The organism is Catenuloplanes nepalensis, assembly GCF_030811575.1.
Classification (GTDB): Bacteria; Actinomycetota; Actinomycetes; order Mycobacteriales; family Micromonosporaceae; genus Catenuloplanes; species Catenuloplanes nepalensis.
In genome coordinates this window covers 7,816,689-7,833,784 of record NZ_JAUSRA010000001.1, presented here as the reverse complement: position 1 = coordinate 7,833,784, position 17,096 = coordinate 7,816,689, and the positions used below count along the sequence as shown (strand labels likewise).

Below are 17,096 nucleotides of genomic sequence, written 5' to 3'. Positions count from 1 at the left end.
TCAAAATTTTTCTTGATGTTGTGCTGTTCTTGCGGTCACCGGTTGGTGTTTGTATCGTCATCGGCACGAAACACGGCGTGACTACGACTGAATTCCACCCCCAGAAAGGGGTCCGTTCCCATGGGCACACATCGGACGCGGACGACTCTCGGGCTCCTGCTGACCGTCGGACTGGCGTTCGGGACCGCGGCGTGCGGTGCCGGCGACGACGAGACCAAGGAGGGCGGCAAGGTCACCCTGGTGATCAACGGCCTGCCGCCGGCCACCGAGGCCGCCACCCACCAGCGCTTCCTCGACAACGTGGCCGAGTTCGAGAGACTCAATCCCGACATCGACCTCGATCCCCGCGAGGGGAAGATGGACCCGCAGACGTTCGCGGCGAAGCTGGCCGGTGGCCAGCTGGAGGACGTCTTCTACGTCTACTTCACGGACCCGGCCAGCCTGATCGCCAAGCGGCAGGTGGCGGACATCAGCGACCACCTCGCCGACTTCCCGATCACCTCGCAGGTCAAGCCGGAGGTGCTGCGCGTCTTCCAGGACGACAGGGGCGGCACCTACGGGCTGCCCTACAAGAACTACTCGATGGGCCTGCTCTACAACCGCGAGCTGTTCACCAAGGCCGGGCTCGATCCGGAGAACCCGCCGCGGACCTGGGCCGAGGTGCGCGAGGCGGCCAAGAAGATCACCGCGCTCGGCGACGGGCACGTGGGTTACGGCGACTACTCCAAGAGCAACACCGGCGGCTGGCACTTCACCACGGAGATCTACTCGCTCGGCGGTGAGGTCGCGGTCAACGAGGGCGGCACGTGGAAGGCCGCGTTCAACGGCCCGCAGGGCAGGCAGGTCCTGCAGCAGCTCAAGGACATGCGCTGGACCGACGACTCGATGGGCGAGCGGCAGCTGCTGGAGTGGGCCGACCTGCTGCAGATGATGGGCTCCGGCAAGCTCGGGATGTACGTGGCGACCGCGGACAACATCCCGACCATCGTGAATCAGTACAAGGGGAAGTACGAGACGTACGGGCTCGGCCCGATCCCCGGCGGCGCGGGCACGCTCGGCGGCGGCGAGGGCTACATGTTCAACGCCAAGGCCTCGCCCGCGAAGATCAGGGCCGGGCTGAAGTGGCTGACGTTCTGGTTCACCAGCGCGGAGCGGTTCGAGGCGGAGAACAAGTGGGCCGCCGAGAACGAGAACCCGGTCGGCCTGCCCGAGCCGGCGATCTTCACCGGTGCGGCCGCGCAGTTGCAGGAGACCGCGGACGCGAAGTACGCGAACGTGCCGCAGCAGAACTACGCGCCGTTCAAGGCCGCGATGCCGGGCATTCCGGTGAAGCTGGAGCCGCCGAACGCGCAGCAGATCTACGCGGTGCTGGACGTGGCGATGCAGAAGGTGCTCACCGACCGCGACGCGAACGTGGACGCGCTCCTCGCGGACGCGGAGACGCAGGTCAACCAGATCCTGGCCTCGGTCAAGTGACGGGAGGGCCGGTGCCGCCGGGAGTGACCGGCGGCGCCGGCCGCCTCGCACGGAGGCCGTCGCGCACGTATCCGTACCGCCGCAGAGAAAGGGTGACCACGATGGCGGTCCTGTCGGCCACGGAACGGGCCCGGCCACAAAGCCCACCCGAAATCCCGCAACGGCCGCGAAGCGGTCGGTTGCGTCGGGTGATCGGCGACAATCTGCTGGCTTACGCGTTCATGGCCGGTGGGCTCGCGTGTTTCGCGCTGTTCTCCTGGTACCCGTTGGTTCGCGGCGTCATTTTGAGCTTCCAGCAGGTCAACTTCGTGACCGATCCCTACTGGGTCGGGACGGAGAACTACACCGCGCTGTTCGAGGACCCGCTGTTCTGGACCGCGTGGAAGAACACGCTCGTCTTCTCCGGTTTCGCGCTGGTCTTCGGTTATCTGGTGCCGCTGTTCCTGGCGATCCTGCTGAACGAGCTGCGGCACCTGAGGGGATTCTTCCGGGTCGCGGTCTACCTGCCGGTGATGCTGCCGCCGATCGTGGTCGTGCTGCTCTGGCGCTATTTCTACGACCCGGGCAACGGGCTGTTCAACACGATCCTCGACGCGGCCGGGCTGCCCACCTCGCAGTGGACCCAGGGTTCCGGCACCGCGCTGTTCTCCCTGGTCCTGGTCTCGACGTGGGCCAACCTGGGCGGTGCCACGCTGATGTACCTCGCGGGTCTGCAGGGCATTCCGGGCGAGCTCTACGAGGCGGCGGAGCTGGACGGCGCATCGGTCTGGCAGCGGCTCCGGCACGTCACCATCCCGCAGCTGCGCTTCCTGATGCTGGTCCTGCTGCTGTTGCAGATCATCGCGACCATGCAGGTCTTCATCGAGCCCTATCAGCTGACCGGCACCACGAATCCGGACACCATCACGGTGATGGTGCTGATCTACCGGTACGCGTTCACGGTGAACAACGACTTCGGCCTGGCCGCCGCGATGAGCGTGACGCTCTTCGCGGTGCTCGCCGCGTTCTCCGCCGTCTACCTGCGGCTCACCCGAAGCCAGGAGTCCTGATGCGCACGCTGATCTCGGAGACGGAGATCCGCCGGCATCGCGCGCTCTATTTCTCGGTGCTCGGCGCGGTGACGATCGCGTTCACGCTCGCATTTCTCTTCCCGGTCTACTGGATGGTGACCGGCGCGCTGAAATCGCCGGTCGAGCTGGCCCAGCCGGTGCCCACGTTCATCCCGGAGAGTGTGCACCCGGAGTCCTACGCGGACGCGTGGAACCGGATGGAGATCGCCCGCTACTTCGGCAACACCGTGTTCTACGCGTTCGGCGGGTGGCTGTTCATCCTGGTCCTGGACGTGGCGGTGGCCTACGCGCTGTCCAAGCTGCGGCCGGTGCTGGGCAACGTGATCCTCGGGGGGATGCTGGCCAGCCTGATGCTGCCCGCGTCCGCGCTGCTCATCCCGGCCTACCTGACCGTCACGGACGTGCCGCTGCTCGGCGTGAACCTGCTGAACACGCCGTGGGCGCTGTGGCTGCCCGCGGTTGCGAACGCGTTCAACATCTACGTGCTGAAGCGGTTCTTCGACCAGATCCCGAACGACCTGCTCGACGCGGCCGCGATCGACGGCGCCGGGAGGCTGCGCGTGCTGTGGTCGGTGGTGCTGCCGCTGTCCCGGCCGGTGCTCGGCGTGGTCTCCATCTTCGCGATCATCGGCATCTGGAAGGACTTCCTCTGGCCGCTGCTGGTGCTGCCGGAGCCGGCCGCGCAGACGCTCAGCGTGGCGCTGTCCCGGCTGTCGCTGACCAGCCAGGTGCCGCTGAACATGATGCTCGCGGGCCTGGTCATCGCCAGCATCCCGATGATCGTCATCTTCCTGATCTTCCAGCGCAGCATCATCGGGGGCCTCTCGGCCGGGGCAATGAAGGGTTGACACGTGAGCACATGGTGGCGTGACGCGGTGATCTATCAGGTCTACCCGCGAAGCTTCGCGGACGGCAACGGGGACGGCATCGGTGACCTGGCGGGCGTGCGCGCGCACCTCGACCACCTCGTCGACCTGGGCGTGGACGCGATCTGGTTCAGCCCGTGGTACCCGTCGCCGCAGGCCGACGCCGGCTACGACGTCGCCGACTACCGGAACATCGAGCCGATCTTCGGCACGCTGGCGGAGGCGGAGGCGCTGATCGCGGAGGCGCACGCGCACGGGTTGAAGATCATCATCGACATCGTGCCGAACCACGTGTCGTCCGCGCATCCGTGGTTCCAGGCCGCGCTGGCCTCCCCGGACGCGCCGGAGCGTGAGCTGTTCTGGTTCCGGTCCGGCGCCGACCGCCCGACCGACTGGGAGGGGGAGTTCGGCGGGCCGACGTGGACGCGAACCCCGGACGGTGCCTGGTACCTGCACCTGTTCGACAAGGCGCAGCCGGACCTCAACTGGAACCATCCGCGGGTACGCGAGGAGCATCTCGACATCCTGCGGTTCTGGCTGGAGCGCGGCGTGGACGGCTTCCGGGTGGACTCGGCCGCGCTGCTGGTCAAGGACCCGTCGCTGCCGCCGGTGTCGCCGGACGCGCCGCATCCCTTCCACGACCTCGACGGGGTGCACGAGATCTATCGCTCGTGGCGCCGGCTCATCGATTCCTACGGCGGGGACCGGACGTTGATCGGCGAGGTGTGGCTCCCTTCGCCGGAGCGATTCGCCCGGTATCTGCGGCCGGACGAGATGCACTCCGCCTTCAACCTGGAGTTCCTCTGCAGCCCGTGGGACGCGACTCGGCTGCGGGAGATCATCGACGAGACGATCCGCGTGCACGAGCCGCTCGGCGCGGTCGCCACCTGGGTGCTCTCCAATCACGACGTGACCCGGCCGGTCACCCGCTACGGCCGCTCCGAGACCGGTTTCAGCTTCGCGGCCAAGCGCGAGGGCATCCCCACCGACCTGCGCCTCGGCACGGTCCGGGCGCGGGCGGCCGCGCTGCTCAGCCTCGCGCTGCCCGGTGCGGCCTACGTCTACCAGGGTGAGGAACTGGGGCTGGAGGAGGTCGAGGACATCCCGCCGGCGCTGCGCCAGGACCCGATGTGGCACCGCTCCGGGCACCGAGACCCGGGCCGGGACGGATGCCGGGTGCCGCTGCCGTGGTCGGACTCGGAGCCGCCGTTCGGGTTCGGCACCGGCACGCCGTGGCTGCCACAGCCGCGCGCGTGGAAGGACCGGACCGTGGCGGTGCAGCGCGCGGATCCGGCGTCGATGCTGTCGCTCTACCGCGCGGCGTTGCGCCTGCGGCGCGGGCTCTCCGGAGGGCTGGCTTGGATCGATGCGGCCCCGGACGTGCTGGCGTTCCGCCGTTCCTCGTTCGCCTGCGTCGCAAACCTGTCCGCGGTGCCGGTGCCGGTGCCGTTCGACGGGGACGTGCTGCTGGCCAGCGGGCCGCTGGAGGACGGGCTGCTGCCCCCGGACACCACGCTCTGGATCGCTCTTTAGGGGTGCGGGCCGCGTGCTACCGAGCGCGCGGCCCGTTCTGGATCTAGGCTCGGCCGACATGACGACCGACGAAGTTGTGCTCGACGAGCCCACCGAGATCTACACCGCCTACTTCCACACCGTGCAGGAGCTGACCGAGGCGCTGACCGCGGCGGACACGCTCGGGCTCGGCGTGCGGGTCGAGTCGTACACGGTGACGGCCGAGGACGACCCGGACTCGCAGACCACCGAGTTCAAGTTCACCCTGCTCGCCGAGCAGCCGGAGCACTCGGAAGAGGCCTGACCCTATCTACGATTCGGTCATGGCATACGACTTCCAGGTGGCGATCGACAGCGCGGACCCGCACGCCCAGGCCGACTGGTGGGCGGAGACGCTCGGCTGGACCGTCGAGCCGCAGGACGCGGCGTTCATCAAATCCATGATCGACCAGGGTTACGCGACCGAGGCCGAGACCACGACGCACAACGGCGCGCTGGTCTGGGCCTCGGGCGCGGCCATCCGGCACCCGGAAAGCGACCGGCGCGTGCTGTTCCAGACCGCGCCCGAGTCGAAGACCGTGAAGAACAGGGTGCACCTCGACGTGCGCGTCGGCGACGAGAAGCGCGAGGCCGAGGTCGAGCGGCTCACCGCGCGCGGCGCCACCCAACTCTGGCGAGGGCAGCAGGGACCGCACTCGTGGGTCACCATGGCCGACCCGGAGGGCAACGAGTTCTGCGTGGCTTGACCCTCCACCGGGTCGAGGGATCAGAGTCTCCGCCATGGAGAGCGACGACGACGAGCTGCGCACGATCGGCGAGATGGCGCGGGCCAGCGGGCTGACCATCAGCGCGCTGCGCTTCTACGACGGCGCCGGCGTGCTCAGCCCTGCGTTCGTCGACCCGCACAACGGCTACCGGAGGTACGCGGCCGGTCAGGTTCCGGCCGCGCGCCTGGTCGCCGGCCTGCGCCGGGTCGGCATGCCGCTGCCGCAGATCATCGCGATGCTGGGCCGGCGCGACGACCGGCCCGCCATGCACGCGCTCCTCGACGCGCACCTGCGGCGCCTCGAGGACGGTCTGACGGACGCGCGGCGGGAGCTCTCCCGGATTCACCGAATGATCGACGACGATCTGGATCTCGTGGAGGACCTGATGACCGAACTGACCGTGCCAGCCGGTGGGCTGCACGCCGCGCTCGCGGCCGTCCGCTACGCCGCCGGGAGCGAGCCGGCACTGCCGACGCTGCGCGGCGTCTTCATCGAGCTGCTGGACGGCGCGCTGCGGCTGGTCACCACCGACCGGTACCGGATGGCGATCGCGGACGTGCCGCTCACCGACCTCACCGGCCCGGACGTCGGCGTGGTCGCGCCGCTGCCGCTGGTCGACGCGCTGGTGCCGCTGCTCGCCGTGGGCGGCCCGGTCCGGCTGTCGCTGTCACCGGACGCGATCTCGATCGCCGCGGGCGGGCACGAGCTGACCGGGGTACCGGTCGCCGCCGAGTTCCCGGACTACCGCCGCGCGCTCGCGGCCACGGCGGGGGAGCCGCTGCGGGTGAGCGTGGACGCGGCAGCACTGCGCGAGGCCGCGTCCCAGGCACCGACGGTCGTGCGTGAGGACGCGCACGTCATGGTGCTCACGGTCGGTGCGGACGGCACCGTCGAGGCCGGGGCGCCCGACCGGCCGCACCAGGTCGCGGTCAACCGGGAGTTCCTGCTCGCGGCGCTGGACGCGGGCGGGACGGGACAGCTCGTCCTGGAACTGGACGGGCCGATCATGCCGTTGGCACTGCGCGGACCGGACTCGTTCGCGGTCCTGATGCCGGTGCGCCTGTGACTCTCCCGGTCGCGGCCAGCGACTTCTAAGGGTGGTGACGCGGGTGCCGAACTACCGGGTGCCCGCCGTCCCCCCAGACGATTGTGACAGGCGTATGACGATCGAGCCGCCCCCCGGTGCTTCCGTGAATCCGTACGAAGAGCTGACCAACGCCTACTACGCCCCCGGCCGAGGACCGCAGGACACGTGGGTTTCCCCGCCCACCCGCTCGTGGAAGGGCCCGATCGCGGTCACCGCGGTGGCCGTGGCGATGCTCGGCTTCGGCGCGGCGTACGGCGTGAACGAGTTCGCCAAGCGTCAGGTGTGCGATGCGGTCGCGGCCTCCACCCCGGCGAAGACCGTCACCGCGACGCCCGCGGTCCAGGCCACCCGGACCACCTCGGCCGCCGGCGCCGCGTCCACCGGGTTGCAGAGCACGGAGCAGCTGCGGGCGGAGATCGACGCCACCCGGCGGCATGCGGCACTGCTCGTCATCGACAGCGACCTGCGGGACGCGGTCAACGGGCTGGCGAACAACGTGGAGAGCGCGCTGAAACTGGGCGAGGAGATTAAGATCGCCTCCGCCGGAGAGCGTACGGAGTACACGAAGAGCCTGGTCGGGGTCGCGCAGGACATGGACGGCCACTGGCGGGCGGCGCAGCGCGCGTGCGGTCAGCCGGAGACCGGGCTGCTCCCCTCATAGCCCGCCGCGTGACATCGGCTGCGGTGCCAGGACCGGGTAGTTCGGCAGGTCCGCCTCGGTCATGCCGGGCGGCCGCAGCAGGAAGATCTTGGTGGCGAGGCGTTCCATCTCGCCGCCCCGCCCGACGATGAGGCCCGCCGCGAAGTCGACCAGCGGCGTGGCCTCCTCGTCCGCCAGGCTGGTCAGGTCCATCACGACCGCGATCCCCTCGCGGAAGTAGTGCCCGACGTAGAACACCTCGTTGTAGCTCTGTGGACGCAGGGTCTTGACCATTCGTCCAGTCTCGCGGAGAGGATGCCCTCGTCAAGCCACGTTCCCCCGTTTTGCCTCCCGGACCTCTAAGATCGGCGGCCGACACGGGAGGAAGATTCACATGTGGCCGTTCGGCAAGCGCAAGAAGCAGGGTCTCACCATCGATCCGGCGTACGGTGATCCGGGAACTCGGACGCTCCTCGACGCGCTCGCCCGCAAGGACTGGCAGACGGCTCGGGACATCCTCACGCCGATCGCCGACCCGGACGAGCTGGCCTACACCATGGAGGCGGTCGGCAGCGTCGACGGCCTTCAGGACTGGATCGGCGACTGGATCGCGGCCGAGCCGCGGTCCACGCTGCCGGTCCTGGTGCGTGGCTGCCACGCCGTGCACTGGGCGTGGGACGCGCGCGGCGGCGCGCGTGCCGAGCAGACCCGCGAGGAGCAGTTCCGGGAGTTCCACCGCCGGCTGCGGATCGCCGAGCACCTGCTCGCCGACGTCGCCGCCCGCGACAACGACGACGTGACTGCCCGGACCTGGCTGGTCACCTCGTCCCGCGGCATCCAGATCGACAGGGACATCGCACAGGCCCGCTTCGACGCGGTCGTCACCCGCCACCCGACGCACGTGATCGCGCACGAGCAGCGCCTCCAGTACCTGTGCGCGAAGTGGTTCGGCAGCCACGATGAGATGTTCGAGTTCGCCCACACCGCAACGGCCGCGGCGCCGGCCGGCAGCCTGCTGTGGGAGCTGCTGCCGGTCGCGCATCTGGAGAAGTGGCTCGACGTTCCCGCCGAGGACGGCGCCGACAAGGCGTACATCACGTCCGCGGAGGTCCGCGCCGACCTGACCCGGGCCGCCGACGGCTCCGTCCTGCACCCGTCCTACCGCTTCCGTCCGGCCGCGACACCGCGCGTCGCCACGTTCGCGATGACGCTGGAGATGACCGGCGAGTTCGAGCGGGCGTCCCGTACCCACGAGATCCTCGGCGACCGGGTCAGCGCCTGGCCCTGGCAGTACTGCGGCAACCCGGTCGACGTCTTCGAGAACTCCCGCCTGTGGGTCCGCAACAATCTGCCCTGATCGCTGGCGGAGGCCGTCAGGAGCCCATCAGGCGGCGGAACCAGCTGCGGAAGCCCGGGTTCGGGATCGTCGGGTGCGGATCGCCGTGTGGTGGGCGGGGCGGGGTGTACGTGTCGCCGTGGTAGACCCGGCCGGGCTGCCGCGGCGGCCGGTTCTGCGGGGCGTGGTTGCCCTCCGGGCGCGGATTCGGGAACGGGTTCGCGCCCGAGGACGGCACGCGAACCTCGTAGAGCATGTCCCGCAGCTGTTCCGCGCTCGGCCGCGACCCCGGCTCGTTCGCCATCCCCCGGCGCAGCACCGCGGTCAGCTCGCCCGGCACGTTCGGCAGCTCCGGAATCGGCTGGTTGAACATGTCCATGATGGTGAGCAGGCTGGGGTTGCGGTCGTTCTCCCAGCGCGGCGGCTTGCCGCGCAGCATGGCGTAGAGCGTGGCGCACAGCGCGTAGACGTCGACGGCGGCGGACGGCCGGGACGCGCGGAACATCTCCGGCGGCGCGTACGCCGGGGTGAGCACCTCGAGCGTCACGTTCGGGTCGCGCATCTCGGCCAGCACGGCCAGGCCGAAGTCTGCCAGGACGGCCTCGTTGAACTTCGAGTGCAGGATGTTCGCCGGCTTCACATCCCGATGCAGCACCTGCTCCGCGTGCGCGTCGGCCAGCGCGTCAGCGATCTTGATGCCGACCGAGCGGACCTGCGTGGCCGGGAGCGGGCCACGGTTGGCGTACGAGCCGTCACACAGCTCCATGATCAGGTACGGATGGCCGTCCGCCGTGACGCCCACGTCGAAGAGGTCGACGACGTGCGGGTGGGAGGACATCCGGCTGGCCGCGCGGGCCTCGCGGAGGAAACGGGCCCGGTCCCGGTCGTCGCCGAGCGCCCGGTTCTCCACCTTGATCGCGACCTCGCGGTCGACGGAGATCTGGGTGGCCCGGTAGATCGTCGCGTAGCCGCCCCGGGCAAACTGCCGCAGATCGGTCATTCCGGGCACGATGGGCACGTGCTCATTGCCGCCGGACCCGGTCGCGGGCGGCGGTGGCCGATCCGAGTCGCCGGTCACGGATTAGAAAATACGCGATGCCGCCGGTCGAGCCACAGGCCGATGCCGGTCGCGAGCGCGCCGATGCCCTCCCAGGCCGCGACGCCGAAGAATCGGCCGGGCGCCTCGCCGGTCAGCACCAGCGTGGTGAACACCGTGAACGTCACCAACCGGAACACGACGGTGAAGAGGTAGAACGCCCGCCACTCGGTCCAGACCGCCACCAGGTAGTAGATGCCCATGTTGAAGCTGGCCATCGACGACGCGATGATGAACACCAGCGTGTAGTCGCCGGCCGCCCGCTCGGCGGCCGGGACGACCTCGAAGCCGAGGCTGCTCAGCATCGACTCCGGCCGGATCAGGCCGGTCGCACCCATGATGATCGCCAGGATGCCGAAGACGGCCATCGTCCATCCGGCTATGGACCTGGGCAGCCGCATATGATCCTCCACATTGGTCTATGGCCGGATCATGCTAGCGGCTGCTCCAGCGTGAGGTCATCCTCCAAAGGCCTGAGCCGGTCGAACATCGCGTCCGCCTCGGCCCGCTCGCTGACCTGCTCGCTCGCGTAGGCCAGCCGCACCGCCTCGGCCGCGGCCTCGCACGCCTCCTCCGGCGCGTCGTTGGCCAGCAGCGCGGCCGCCAGCACCCGGTGCGCGCGCACGCCGCTGCGCACGTCCTCGGCCGGCATCGCGACCGCGCGCCGCGCCCAGTCCAGCGCCTGCATCGACTGCCGCTCGGCCAGCAGCGCCTGCGCGTACGTCGTGACCGCGTCCCGGCGGGAGAAGAGCAGCGACGGTGCCCGGCTCGCCGCGATCGGGGCGAGCAACCCCACCGCGGTCAGTGCGTCGCCGGCCGTGAGCCGCACCGCGGCCAGCAGCACGCGCGGGCCGACCTGCGCCGGTGCCAGCGGATTGTGCGGCTCGACCGCGGTCAGCACGGACCGCGCGTCCTCCTCCGCGCCCGGCACGTCGCCGAGCCGCAGCCGGACGAAGCCGCGCATGGTGCCGGCGATGCCGAGCAGCAGCGGGTGCGTGGTGCGCCGGCTGTAGCCGAGCGCGTCGGTGAGCAGGTCGTGCGCGTGCTCCCACTGGCCGAGGCCGCGCGCGACCGCGCCGCGCACGGAGAGCGCAAGCCCGCGCCCCCAGTCGTCGGAGATCTCGGTGAAGTCCCGGTACGCCACCCGCGCCTGATGGTCCGCGTCGACCAGGTCGCCCAGCTCCGCCGCCGCGAACGCGTCCACGGCCCGCAGCGTGCCGACCGCCCACGACTCGCCGAGTCGCTCACCGAACGGCAGGAACGAGCCGGCCAGCCGCCGTGCCTCACCGAGCTGGCCGGCGAGCAGCCGGGAGAACGCGGTGGTGCCGCGCACCCAGGCATGCCCGACCGGGTCGCCGAGCTCCGCGAACAGCTTCGTGGCCCGGTCCAGCACCGCCTCGCTGCCGGCGAAGTCGCCGCGCGCGGTGGTCACCCAGGCCAGATCCTGCAGCGACCAGGCCTGGCCGTGCCGGTCGCCCGCGGTCTTGGTCACCTGGAACGCGGCCGCGAACCGGCTGCTGGCCTGGCTGAGCCGGCCGGTGAAGAAGTCGTTCATGCCGAGCCGGCGCATCGCCTCCGCGCGCTCGGCCGTCAGCCCCGCGTCCGTGGCCACGGCCAGCGCCTCCTGCCAGGCGTCGGCCGCGCGCTGGCCGTCGCCGAGCAGGCGATGTGCCTGGCCCGCGATCAGCAGCGCACCGGACCGGCAGGCCGCGTCGTCGCCCGCGTTCGCGCTGAGCTTCTCGGCCAGGTCCAGTGCCTCGGTGATCCGCCCGTTCTGCATCAGCGCGTTCGCGTGCACGAGCTGGTCGATCTCGGAGAGCGCGTCGTCGGCGAGCGCGATGGCCCGCTCCGCGTAGTCGACCGCGAGCGCGGGCTCACCCATGGCATGCGCGCGGCGGGTGGCGCGGCTGAGCGCGGCCACGCCGAGCGGCACCACGTCCCGCACGTCCGAGTCGGTGCGCAGGCCGACCGCGTCCGCCAGGCGCAGCGCGGACTCGACGTGGTGCGCGACGAACAGGTCCCGCGCGTCCTCGGTCATCCCGCTCGGGCCGGTGAACCCGCTGGACAGCAGCGGCTCGACCTCGTCCTCCTCGGCCGCGGCCCAGCGCGCCAGGAACGAGTGCCGCTCGGCCAGGTCGGCCTTGCCGATCCCGGCGTAGGCCGCCTCCCGCATCAGCGGCGTGCTGAACGCGAAACCCCCGCGGGTCCGGATGAGCATGCGCCGCTGCAGCAACTCCTCCACGGCCCGCTCGAAGTCGCCCGGGTGCCGACCGCACAGCGCGTGCAGCGTGGCCGTGGCGACCTGGTCGCCGATCACCGCGGCGTCGCGCAGCACCACACGCGCGTCCGCGGGCAGCGCGTCGATGCGCGCGGCGAGCACGGCCGCGAGGTCGCGGGAGAGCAGTTGCCGGTCGAGCGAGCCGGCCGAGAGCCGCCACCTCCCGGACGCGTTCGCGCCGGCCGCGGCCTTCAGCGCGCCGCGCTCCATCAGCAGCGTGACCAGCTCGGCGAGGTAGAACGGGTTGCCCTGCGCGGTGGCGAGCAGCCGGTCGGTGTCCTCCGGCGGCAGCTTCCCGCCCTCCAGATAGGACGTGAGCAGCCGCGACGCGTCCGCACCGCGCAGCGGCGGCAGCGAGTAGACCTCGGCCTCGGACATCCGGGTCATGATGCCGGCGGTGCGGACCAGTTCCGGCCGGCCGAGCAGCAGCACCAGCGCGGGCCCGGAGAGGCGGCCGAGCGTCACGCCGAGCGCCTCTATCGTCTCCAGCGTGGCGTCGTGCAGGTCGTCCACCACCACGAACAGCGGCGCCTCCGCGGCCAGGCCGCTGAGCAGCACGGACACGGCGGCCGGCAGCACCTCCGCGTCCGGCGGGGCCGGGATTTCCTGGGACGACCAGTCCGGCGTGCCGGTCGCGGTCTGCGAGTCGCCGTAGCCGAGCAGCGTCATCAGCGAGTCCACCGCGACCGGCGCGTCCGGCGAGGTCTTCGCCAGGCGGGTGGCGACGCGGCGGACCCGTTCCTCGACCGCGGCCCGGGTGGCGGCCGTGAACGGCTCGCTCGGCAGGCCGACCGCGGACCGGACCAGGTCGGCCAGCGGGGCCAGCCGGCGCCGCTCGCCGAACGCGGCACACTTGACCGCGAGCACGGTGGCGCCGCCGGTGCCCTCGAACGCCGCGGCCAGCCGTTCCGCCTCCGCGCCGAACCGGGTCTTCCCGAGCCCGGCCTCGGCCGTCATGATCAGCACGCCGGGCTCGTTGCGGTCGATCACCTCGGCGAGCCGGCTGGCCACCCGGCCCAGCTCCGCCTCACGGCCCACGAACGGCGCCTCGTCGCCCAGACCGGACCGGGTGCCGGGCGCGTCCCGCAGGCCGAGCAGCTCGAACGCGGGGACCGGCTGGCGCTTGCCCTTCAGCTTGAGCGGGCGCAGCTGCCGCCAGGACGCGAGGTGCCGGGTCGCGGTCATGGTCGTCTCGCCCGCGTAGACCGCGCCGATCGCGGACGCGTCCGCGAGCCGGGCCGCGGTGTTCACGGTGTCGCCGATGACCGTGTATTCCAGAGACGCCTGGATGCCGGCGACCACCTCGCCGGTGTTCAGGCCGACGCGCAGGCCGAGCGGGGCGCCGCCGCCGCGCTCGTCGTCCAGCACCCGGCGGACCGCGCGCTGCATGGAGAGCGCGGCCCGGACCGCGCGTTCCGCGTCGTCCTCGTGGGCCACCGGCGCGCCGAAGACCGCCATGATCCCGTCGCCGGTCAGCTTGTCGACGTGTCCGCCGAACGTCTTCACGGCGCCGGCCAGCGCGGCCATCACCCGGTCGGTCACCGCGCCGACGCGCTCCGGGTCGACCTCCTCGGACCAGGAGGTGAAGTCGGAGAGGTCGCCGAAGAGCACGGTCACGACACGGCGTTCCGCCGCCGGCAGCGCGGCGGCGGTGTCCGCGACGGCGGGTAGGGCTGCGCCACAGTTGTGGCAGAACCGCGCGTTCGGGACCGCCACCGTCCCACACACCGGACAGGTCACGGTGGGTCCAACCCGGCGGATCCGCTGGGGAATTCCCGGTCGAGTCCGTGCAGGTAGTCGAGCTGCGCGCGGACCGACCACTCGGCCGCCCACCACAGCGAGCGGTCGACGTCGGCATAGACGCGGGCGACCACCTCCTGCGCGGTGGCCGCACCGGCGCGCACCGCGTCGCGCACCTGATCGAGCCGGGCGGTGCGGTGCGCGTGATAGAACGCGGCGGCCGCGCCGGTGTCGGTCAGCGCGGGGCCATGACCGGGAAGAGCGACGACCCCACGGTACGCCGAGAGCCGTTCGAGACTGGCCAGGTAGTCACCGAGATGCCCGTCCGGCCAGGCGACCACGGTGGTGCCCCGGCCCAGGATCGTGTCGCCGGTCAGCACCACGCGCTCATCACCGAGGCTCACCACGAAGCTGACCGAGTCGTGCGTGTGCCCGGGCGTGCCCAGCACCTCAATGTTGAGACCTTCCGGCGCGAGCCCGTCGAAGGGCGCGCCGTGTTGCGGATCCGCGGCCAGCACGGGTGTCCCGCCGAGCCGGCCGGAAAGCGCCTGCGCGCCCTCGACGTGGTCCGCGTGCCCATGCGTGATCAGGATGGCCCCGAACGGCCGGCGCTCGGCGATCGCGGCCAGGTGCTCTGCCATGTCCGGCCCCGGGTCCACGACCAGACCGCGCTCCGCGCCCGGGGCGCGCAGCAGCCACGTATTCGTACCGTCGAGGGTCATGGGGCCGGGGTTGGGCGCACGCAGCAACGTCACCCAACGAGGCAACGCCTCCGCGAGTTCTCCCGCGGAGGCGGTCACGTGACCCGGCCCACTCATGACACCGATCCTACTGAGCTTCTGGTCGTCGCTCCGCTCCTCCGGCTCGGGCGCTCTCGGGCGTTGCCGAGCCGGCGATTTCTCGCAGGCAAAAGGAGCACCTGCGACGAATCGGCGTCTCGGCAACGCCGCGCCCTCACGGTCTCGCGGCGAGGTCAGGCCGTGAGCTCGACGATGACCTCGACCTCGACCGGGGCGCCGAGCGGCAGCTCCGCGACGCCGACCGCGCTGCGGGCGTGCCGGCCGGACTCGCCGAACACGGCGCCGAACAGCTCGGACGCGCCGTTGATCACGGCCGGCTGGCCGGTGAAGCCCGGCGCGGACGCGACGAAGCCGGTCAGCTTGACGATCTTGGCGACCCGGCCGAGGCCGACCAGCGCCTCGATCGCGCCGAGCGCGTTCAGCGCGCACTGGCGGGCCAGCGGCGCCGCGTCGTCCGCGGTGACCTCCGCGCCGACCTTGCCGGTCGCGGCGAGCTTGCCGTCGACGAACGGCAGCTGGCCGGAGACGTAGACGTGATTGCCGGACTGCACGGCCGGCACGTACGCGGCGACCGGCGGCACGACCTCGGGCAGCACCAGACCCAGCTGCGCGAGATTGGCGTACGGGTCGACCGGACCCAGGATCGGCTCGGTCATCGTCACCCCTTCGGGCGCTTCATGTAGGCGACAAGCTGCTCCGGGTTCGGGCCCGGCACGACCGCCACGAGCTCCCAGCCGTCGTCACCCCAGTTGTCGAGGATCTGCTTGGTGGCGTGGGTCAGGAGCGGCACGGTGGAGTACTCCCACTTCTGCATGGTCGACAGCCTAGAGGCTGCGTCGCCGAGCCCCGCATGACCGCTCCGGTTACGCTGGCCGACGGCGTCACTGACGCCCGGTGAAGAGCGCCCCCGCTGCACCCGACCCGGAGGAAGTGAGATGACGACCCCGCCAGACGGTTCGTACCCTCAGGAGGGTTTCGGTCCTGCTCCCGCCCCTCCGCAGGAGGGCCTCGGCCCCGCGCCTGCGAAGCCGGCGAAGAAGCGCCGCCCGGTGCTGATCGCCTCGATCGTGCTGGCCGTGGTGGTGCTGCTCTGCGGCGGCGGTGGCCTGGCCGCGTTCCTGCTGCTGCGATCCGTGGAGTCCGGGACCGGCGCGCCGGAGCCCGCGCAGGCGGTGGACAGCTTCCTCACCGCGGTCTACGCCGACCAGGACACCCGCGAGGTCGCGCAGTACGTCTGCTCGGACAGCCGGGACAGCGAGGACATCGACGCCAAGATCCAGGAGGTGAAGGGGTACGCGTCGGCGTACGAGGACCCCAAGTTCGACTGGACCGCGCCGCAGGTGTCCGGCGAAGGCGACGAGACCGCCACCGTCACCACGACGGTGACCCTGGTCACCGCGGACGAGAAGACCGCTGACCAGGCGCTGACCTTCACGGTCGTGGAGAACAATGGGTGGTGGGTCTGCGAGGTCAAGGGGTGAGCATGTGACGGGGTCCTGGTCCGCACGCCTGCACGTGGTCACCGGCAAGGGCGGCACCGGCAAGACCAGCGTGGCCGCCGCGCTGGCGCTCGCGCTGGCCCGGGGCGGCAACCGCACGCTCCTGGTCGAGGTGGAGGGCCGGCAGGGCATCGCCCAGCTGTTCGGCCTGGATCCGCTGCCCTACGAGGAGCGGCGGATCGCCACCGTGCCGGGCGGCGGCGAGGTCCGCGCGCTGGCCGTGGACGCCGAGGCCGCGCTGCTCGAATACCTCGACATGTTCTACAAGCTCGGCGCCGCGGGCCGGGCGCTGCGCAAGGTGGGCGCGATCGACTTCGCCACCACCATCGCGCCCGGCCTGCGTGACGTGCTGCTCACCGGCAAGGCCAAGGAGGCCACCACCCGGTCGGTGAACGGGCGCCGGGCGTACCACGCGGTGGTCCTGGACGCTCCGCCCACGGGCCGGATCGGCCGGTTCCTGAACGTGACCGCGGAGACCGCGCGGCTGGCCAAGATGGGCCCGATCAAGACGCAGTCGGACGGCGTGGCCGCGCTGCTGCGCTCGCCGATGACCGCGGTGCACGTGGTGACGCTGCTGGAGGAGATGCCGGTCCAGGAGACGCTGGACGCGATCGTGGAGCTGGATCAGCTCGGCATCCCGGTCGGCAAGGTGATCGTCAACAACGCGCGCCCGCCGCTGCTGGCGGACGGGAAACCCACTCAGGCCGAGTTGCGGCGCGGGCTGGCCGCGGCCGGGCTGCCGGCCGACCGGGCCACCGTGGCCGGACTGCACGCCGAGGCCAAGGCGTACCTGGCCCGGCGCGAGCTGGAGGACTCACTGCGCGCGGAGCTGGCCGAGCTGGACCGGCCGGCGATCGAGCTGCCACAACTGCCGGGCGGCGTGACGCGCGAGGGCCTGGACGTGCTCGCCGACACTCTGCTTCGCTGAC

The 17,096-nt window shown here is 71.4% G+C and carries 18 protein-coding genes; 11 read left to right on the top strand and 7 right to left on the bottom strand.

Annotation, left to right across the window (positions count from 1 at the left end):
• Positions 1 to 120: 120 nt before the first annotated feature.
• The 8 genes from J2S43_RS33815 to J2S43_RS33780 all read left to right on the top strand — a co-directional run bounded on the left by J2S43_RS33815 (position 121) and on the right by J2S43_RS33780 (position 7,439).
• The gene (locus J2S43_RS33815) at positions 121 to 1,476 is read left to right on the top strand and encodes an ABC transporter substrate-binding protein (RefSeq protein ID WP_306836066.1); all 1,356 of its coding nucleotides are present in this window, start codon (positions 121 to 123) and stop codon (positions 1,474 to 1,476) included.
• A gap of 188 nt (positions 1,477 to 1,664) precedes the next feature.
• Positions 1,665 to 2,525: a carbohydrate ABC transporter permease gene (locus tag J2S43_RS33810; RefSeq protein ID WP_306836064.1), complete on the top strand. Its 861-nt coding sequence runs from the start codon at positions 1,665 to 1,667 to the stop codon at positions 2,523 to 2,525.
• On the top strand, positions 2,525 to 3,394 hold the full coding sequence (locus J2S43_RS33805; RefSeq protein WP_306836061.1) for a carbohydrate ABC transporter permease: 870 nt from the start codon (positions 2,525 to 2,527) through the stop codon (positions 3,392 to 3,394). The genes J2S43_RS33810 and J2S43_RS33805 overlap by 1 nt, the downstream gene beginning before the upstream one ends.
• A 3-nt stretch (positions 3,395 to 3,397) precedes the next feature.
• The gene (locus J2S43_RS33800; RefSeq protein WP_306836060.1) at positions 3,398 to 4,945 is read left to right on the top strand and encodes a glycoside hydrolase family 13 protein; all 1,548 of its coding nucleotides are present in this window, start codon (positions 3,398 to 3,400) and stop codon (positions 4,943 to 4,945) included.
• A gap of 58 nt (positions 4,946 to 5,003) precedes the next feature.
• On the top strand, positions 5,004 to 5,228 hold the full coding sequence (locus tag J2S43_RS33795) for a hypothetical protein (RefSeq protein WP_306836058.1): 225 nt from the start codon (positions 5,004 to 5,006) through the stop codon (positions 5,226 to 5,228).
• A 19-nt stretch (positions 5,229 to 5,247) separates the two neighbouring features.
• Positions 5,248 to 5,670, top strand: coding sequence for a VOC family protein (locus J2S43_RS33790; RefSeq protein WP_306836057.1), 423 nt, complete (start codon positions 5,248 to 5,250; stop codon positions 5,668 to 5,670).
• Between the two features lie 55 nt (positions 5,671 to 5,725).
• Entirely contained in the window at positions 5,726 to 6,757 is a 1,032-nt protein-coding gene (locus J2S43_RS33785) for a DNA polymerase III subunit beta family protein (RefSeq protein ID WP_370881808.1), read from the top strand.
• A gap of 124 nt (positions 6,758 to 6,881) precedes the next feature.
• Positions 6,882 to 7,439 carry a hypothetical protein gene (locus J2S43_RS33780; RefSeq protein WP_306836053.1) on the top strand — a complete coding sequence of 186 codons (558 nt, stop codon included), beginning with the start codon at positions 6,882 to 6,884 and terminating at the stop codon, positions 7,437 to 7,439.
• On the opposite strand, the gene J2S43_RS33775 is transcribed toward J2S43_RS33780, so the two are convergent.
• Complete coding sequence (locus J2S43_RS33775) at positions 7,434 to 7,712, bottom strand: cell division protein SepF (protein ID WP_306836052.1); 279 nt, start codon at positions 7,710 to 7,712, stop codon at positions 7,434 to 7,436. The genes J2S43_RS33780 and J2S43_RS33775 overlap by 6 nt on opposite strands.
• Positions 7,713 to 7,812: 100 nt before the next feature.
• Here J2S43_RS33775 and J2S43_RS33770 point away from each other — a divergent pair, with 100 nt between their 5' ends.
• On the top strand, positions 7,813 to 8,775 hold the full coding sequence (locus J2S43_RS33770; protein WP_306836050.1) for a DUF4034 domain-containing protein: 963 nt from the start codon (positions 7,813 to 7,815) through the stop codon (positions 8,773 to 8,775).
• A 16-nt stretch (positions 8,776 to 8,791) separates the two neighbouring features.
• Here the strand turns inward: J2S43_RS33770 and J2S43_RS33765 are convergent, their stop codons facing one another.
• The 6 genes from J2S43_RS33765 to sp36 all read right to left on the bottom strand — a co-directional run bounded on the left by J2S43_RS33765 (position 8,792) and on the right by sp36 (position 15,482).
• Positions 8,792 to 9,754 (bottom strand): serine/threonine-protein kinase, encoded by a 963-nt coding sequence (locus tag J2S43_RS33765; RefSeq protein ID WP_306836048.1) that lies wholly within the window; start codon positions 9,752 to 9,754, stop codon positions 8,792 to 8,794.
• Between the two features lie 74 nt (positions 9,755 to 9,828).
• Positions 9,829 to 10,251 carry a hypothetical protein gene (locus J2S43_RS33760; RefSeq protein ID WP_306836046.1) on the bottom strand — a complete coding sequence of 141 codons (423 nt, stop codon included), beginning with the start codon at positions 10,249 to 10,251 and terminating at the stop codon, positions 9,829 to 9,831.
• 29 nt (positions 10,252 to 10,280) lie between these two features.
• A complete protein-coding gene (locus J2S43_RS33755) occupies positions 10,281 to 13,868 on the bottom strand; it encodes an adenylate/guanylate cyclase domain-containing protein (RefSeq protein WP_306836044.1) in 3,588 nt (1,195 codons plus the stop codon).
• The gene (locus tag J2S43_RS33750; RefSeq protein WP_306836043.1) at positions 13,865 to 14,686 is read right to left on the bottom strand and encodes an MBL fold metallo-hydrolase; all 822 of its coding nucleotides are present in this window, start codon (positions 14,684 to 14,686) and stop codon (positions 13,865 to 13,867) included. The genes J2S43_RS33755 and J2S43_RS33750 overlap by 4 nt, the downstream gene beginning before the upstream one ends.
• Before the next feature lie 155 nt (positions 14,687 to 14,841).
• Positions 14,842 to 15,324 (bottom strand): RidA family protein, encoded by a 483-nt coding sequence (locus J2S43_RS33745; RefSeq protein WP_306836042.1) that lies wholly within the window; start codon positions 15,322 to 15,324, stop codon positions 14,842 to 14,844.
• A 2-nt stretch (positions 15,325 to 15,326) separates the two neighbouring features.
• Positions 15,327 to 15,482, bottom strand: coding sequence for a Sp36 family protein (gene sp36, locus J2S43_RS33740; RefSeq protein ID WP_306836041.1), 156 nt, complete (start codon positions 15,480 to 15,482; stop codon positions 15,327 to 15,329).
• Between the two features lie 121 nt (positions 15,483 to 15,603).
• Between sp36 and J2S43_RS33735 the strand changes: the two genes are divergently transcribed.
• Complete coding sequence (locus J2S43_RS33735) at positions 15,604 to 16,149, top strand: Rv0361 family membrane protein (protein ID WP_306836040.1); 546 nt, start codon at positions 15,604 to 15,606, stop codon at positions 16,147 to 16,149.
• A complete protein-coding gene (bagA, locus tag J2S43_RS33730; RefSeq protein WP_306836038.1) occupies positions 16,118 to 17,095 on the top strand; it encodes an ATPase BagA in 978 nt (325 codons plus the stop codon). The genes J2S43_RS33735 and bagA overlap by 32 nt, the downstream gene beginning before the upstream one ends.
• The last annotated feature ends 1 nt before the right edge of the window (position 17,096 follow it).

Coding starts and splice junctions, on each gene's coding strand:
- J2S43_RS33815 (WP_306836066.1), top strand. CDS start 121: ATGGGCACACATCGGACGCGGACGACTCTCGGGCTCCTGCTGACCGTC.
- J2S43_RS33805 (WP_306836061.1), top strand. CDS start 2,525: ATGCGCACGCTGATCTCGGAGACGGAGATCCGCCGGCATCGCGCGCTC.
- J2S43_RS33795 (WP_306836058.1), top strand. CDS start 5,004: ATGACGACCGACGAAGTTGTGCTCGACGAGCCCACCGAGATCTACACC.
- J2S43_RS33790 (WP_306836057.1), top strand. CDS start 5,248: ATGGCATACGACTTCCAGGTGGCGATCGACAGCGCGGACCCGCACGCC.
- J2S43_RS33775 (WP_306836052.1), bottom strand. CDS start 7,712: ATGGTCAAGACCCTGCGTCCACAGAGCTACAACGAGGTGTTCTACGTC.
- J2S43_RS33770 (WP_306836050.1), top strand. CDS start 7,813: ATGTGGCCGTTCGGCAAGCGCAAGAAGCAGGGTCTCACCATCGATCCG.
- J2S43_RS33765 (WP_306836048.1), bottom strand. CDS start 9,754: ATGACCGATCTGCGGCAGTTTGCCCGGGGCGGCTACGCGACGATCTAC.
- J2S43_RS33760 (WP_306836046.1), bottom strand. CDS start 10,251: ATGCGGCTGCCCAGGTCCATAGCCGGATGGACGATGGCCGTCTTCGGC.
- J2S43_RS33750 (WP_306836043.1), bottom strand. CDS start 14,686: ATGAGTGGGCCGGGTCACGTGACCGCCTCCGCGGGAGAACTCGCGGAG.
- J2S43_RS33745 (WP_306836042.1), bottom strand. CDS start 15,324: ATGACCGAGCCGATCCTGGGTCCGGTCGACCCGTACGCCAATCTCGCG.
- sp36 (WP_306836041.1), bottom strand. CDS start 15,482: ATGCAGAAGTGGGAGTACTCCACCGTGCCGCTCCTGACCCACGCCACC.
- J2S43_RS33735 (WP_306836040.1), top strand. CDS start 15,604: ATGACGACCCCGCCAGACGGTTCGTACCCTCAGGAGGGTTTCGGTCCT.
- bagA (WP_306836038.1), top strand. CDS start 16,118: ATGGGTGGTGGGTCTGCGAGGTCAAGGGGTGAGCATGTGACGGGGTCC.